General features: G+C 68.5%; 5 protein-coding genes. 3 read left to right on the top strand and 2 right to left on the bottom strand.

The window, feature by feature from the left end:
- Positions 1–5: 5 nt before the first annotated feature.
- Positions 6–194, bottom strand: a complete 189-nt coding sequence (locus ACTHJJ_RS02230) for a hypothetical protein (protein ID WP_440301306.1) — start codon at positions 192–194, stop codon at positions 6–8.
- Positions 195–396: 202 nt separating this feature from the next.
- On the opposite strand from ACTHJJ_RS02230, the gene ACTHJJ_RS02225 reads away from it, so the two are divergent.
- Together ACTHJJ_RS02225 and ACTHJJ_RS02220 are read left to right on the top strand one after the other, a co-directional pair.
- The gene (locus ACTHJJ_RS02225; protein WP_440301305.1) at positions 397–729 is read left to right on the top strand and encodes a MarR family winged helix-turn-helix transcriptional regulator; all 333 of its coding nucleotides are present in this window, start codon (positions 397–399) and stop codon (positions 727–729) included.
- 165 nt (positions 730–894) lie between these two features.
- On the top strand, positions 895–1326 hold the full coding sequence (locus ACTHJJ_RS02220) for a hypothetical protein (RefSeq protein ID WP_440301304.1): 432 nt from the start codon (positions 895–897) through the stop codon (positions 1324–1326).
- A 500-nt stretch (positions 1327–1826) separates the two neighbouring features.
- On the opposite strand, the gene ACTHJJ_RS02215 is transcribed toward ACTHJJ_RS02220, so the two are convergent.
- On the bottom strand, positions 1827–2255 hold the full coding sequence (locus ACTHJJ_RS02215; RefSeq protein ID WP_440301307.1) for an Hsp20/alpha crystallin family protein: 429 nt from the start codon (positions 2253–2255) through the stop codon (positions 1827–1829).
- A gap of 121 nt (positions 2256–2376) precedes the next feature.
- On the opposite strand from ACTHJJ_RS02215, the gene ACTHJJ_RS02210 reads away from it, so the two are divergent.
- A partial coding sequence (locus ACTHJJ_RS02210; RefSeq protein WP_440301303.1) for a MerR family DNA-binding transcriptional regulator occupies positions 2377–2557 on the top strand: 181 nt, incomplete at its 3' end.

Below are 2557 nucleotides of genomic sequence, written 5' to 3'. Positions count from 1 at the left end.
TGCGCTCAGGCGCCGGCATCCTCGACGCGGGCGAGGGCGGCAACCTTGCGCGCCCGCTCCCTACGGAGGCGCTCGTGCGGGTCGTTGCTCTCTCCGAGCTGGGCCGGGCCCAGCACGTGCAGGACCGAGTACCGGATCCGGTAACCGATCCGGTACCAGATGCTGAGCCGGGTGCGGCGGGTCTTACGGGGCATGACGACTCCGATAGTTAGTGCACTAAGTAACTGGCGCCAGCGTACGTGATCGCCTCCTTAGACTGAAAACGTGGACCGCGCACTCACGGATGTGGAGCTCGAACCGGAGCCCGACCTGCTCGCCCTGGACCGGCAGGTCTGTTATGCGCTGGCGGTCGCCTCGCGCAGCGTCATAGGCCTCTAACGCCCGCGGCTCGAGCCGATGGGGCTGACCCATCCGCCGTACCTCGGCATGCGCGCCCTGTGGGAGGAGGCCCCGCTGAAGGCGAGTCAGCTCGCCCGCCGCCTCAGCCTGGAGCCAGCCACCCTGTCGCCGATGCTCAAACGCCTCGAGGCGAACGGCATGATCACGCGCGAATCCAACCCCGAGGACGAGCGCGCCCTCGCGGTCGACCTGACCGCCAAGGGCCGCAAGGCCCGTGAACAGGCCGAACAGGTGCCGAAGGCCATCGTCCAGCGCCTCGGCATGAGCCTGGACGAGCTCGAGGAGCTGCACCGCAACCTGATGCGCGTCATCGCCGCCTGCGCTGAGTGACCCGCCAACGCGTGCCCTTCCGCCGATCGAAGGGACAATTCCCGCATACCCGACCATCGGGAGTCCAACGGTGGGACCATTTCCGTGCCAGCACGGATCACGACCCGCCGTCGCCTAGCCACACTGACGGACATTCCGACTCGAACCGGACACAGGAGGCACGGCATGCCGACGTCAGCTCGCTGGGTCGCGATCGCCGCGGCCGGACTGCTCGCCACCCTGGCCGGGTGCAGCAGCGCAGACCCGGCCCCGAGCGGTGGCCCGCCGCCCGCCCAGAGCTCCAGCTCACCGCATACGGATGACGACGAGAAGCCGGCCGCGGACAACTCGGCGTCGAAGGCGTTCTGCAACAGCTATGCCGAGCACATGGCCGCCCTCCTCGAGGGCGGCAGCGCGGCGAAGGCCGCGCTGCCCAAGCTGGACGCGCTGGTCGCCGGGGCTCCGGCCGAGTTCCAGCAGTGGATCACGGACTTCCGTCCGTGGGTCAAGGCGAAGCTGGACGACGACAGCGCCGCACTCAAAGCCTCGGCCGAGGCCTCGGAGGAGGCGGGCTACCAGATCTCGAACCGCTGCCAGTTCGTCCTCGCCGACATGTAACCACTCCGCACGCGGCGAGGCCGCCGACTCAAACCCGCGTGGAAGAGGTGCGCCGTCAGGGCGCGGGGCGCCGCCTCAGACCCAGCCATGGGGACAGGCAGTGCGCTCTCAGGAGCAAAACGTGCGGGGGAGCCGACGGCCGCCGGGATTCGGATCGCGCGAGGCATCACTCCTTTCGTCGATGCTGCCGATTGTTCGGTCCCTCATGCCTGAGGCGGTCCCCGTTGCCGAGCCGGGCCGGCGCAGGTCCGGCCGTGAGGCGCCTCGACGGGTCGTGACGGTCCAACTGGTGAGGGGCGTGGCGGCTCCGGCCCGGATCGCTCACGACGGGCGAACGGCGTCGGGGGCGGGACATCGTCGATCGACTCGACGACCGCTTCGAACTCGGCCTCCAGCCAGTCCTCGTCGTCGAGGACGATGTCCCAGAAGTCGTCCGTCAGCCCTGCGTGCTCGGCCAATTCGGTTGCCGCGTTGCGGATCGGCACAGCCATCGCCCCCGTTCAGGCGTTGATCGCCTGCCGTTCCTCGTTCTTGCTCGTCACGGAGATCCGGCGCGGCCGGGCCTGCTCGGCGACCGGGATCCGCAGCGTCAGCACGCCGCCGTCGTAGCTCGCGTCGATCTGGCTCGTGTCGAGGTTGTCCCCGAGGAAGAGTTGCCGGCTGAAGATGCCGCGGGGCCGCTCCGCCGCGATCATCTCGCGGTCGTCCTCGACGGGCCGCTCGGCCTTGACCGTGACGACGTTGCGCTCGACGTCGACGTCGATGGAGTCGGCCTTGACCCCGGGCAGGTCGAGCTCGACGACGAACGTGTGCTCCTCGCGCCAGGCGTCCATCGGCATCACCGCTGGGCGGGCGAGGGTCCCTGTGACACCGAAGACCTGCTCGGCAAGTCGGTCGAAGTCGCGGAAGGGGTTCGGGCGCATGAGCATCGCAACCACCTCTGCTCTCCTTTCTCTCCGGTTGAGGCGATGTAGATGTATCAGCGCGACCCTCACTGATCTACAGTGATGGTCATAGATTTGATATAGCACGTGAGAGACAAGGGATCAAGTGCCAGTCGATAACGAATCTTCGGGAACCGCCACCGGCTCGCCCGACGCCGATCGCGGGGTCTACGGCATCTCGGTGGCGGCGGAGCTCGTCGGGATGAGCGCGCAGTCGCTCCGGTTCTACGAGGCGCGTGAGCTGCTCGACCCGGATCGGACGGCGGGGGGCACGCGTCGCTACAGTG

It is taken from the genome of Intrasporangium sp., assembly GCF_051961875.1.
Classification (GTDB): Bacteria; Actinomycetota; Actinomycetes; order Actinomycetales; family Dermatophilaceae; genus Intrasporangium_A.
This window is presented reverse-complemented; position numbering and strand designations above follow the sequence as displayed.

Bases quoted from the DNA above. Each gene is read 5' to 3' on its own strand.
- ACTHJJ_RS02230 (WP_440301306.1), bottom strand. From the start codon at position 194: ATGCCCCGTAAGACCCGCCGCACCCGGCTCAGCATCTGGTACCGGATC.
- ACTHJJ_RS02225 (WP_440301305.1), top strand. From the start codon at position 397: ATGGGGCTGACCCATCCGCCGTACCTCGGCATGCGCGCCCTGTGGGAG.
- ACTHJJ_RS02220 (WP_440301304.1), top strand. From the start codon at position 895: ATGCCGACGTCAGCTCGCTGGGTCGCGATCGCCGCGGCCGGACTGCTC.
- ACTHJJ_RS02215 (WP_440301307.1), bottom strand. From the start codon at position 2,255: ATGCTCATGCGCCCGAACCCCTTCCGCGACTTCGACCGACTTGCCGAG.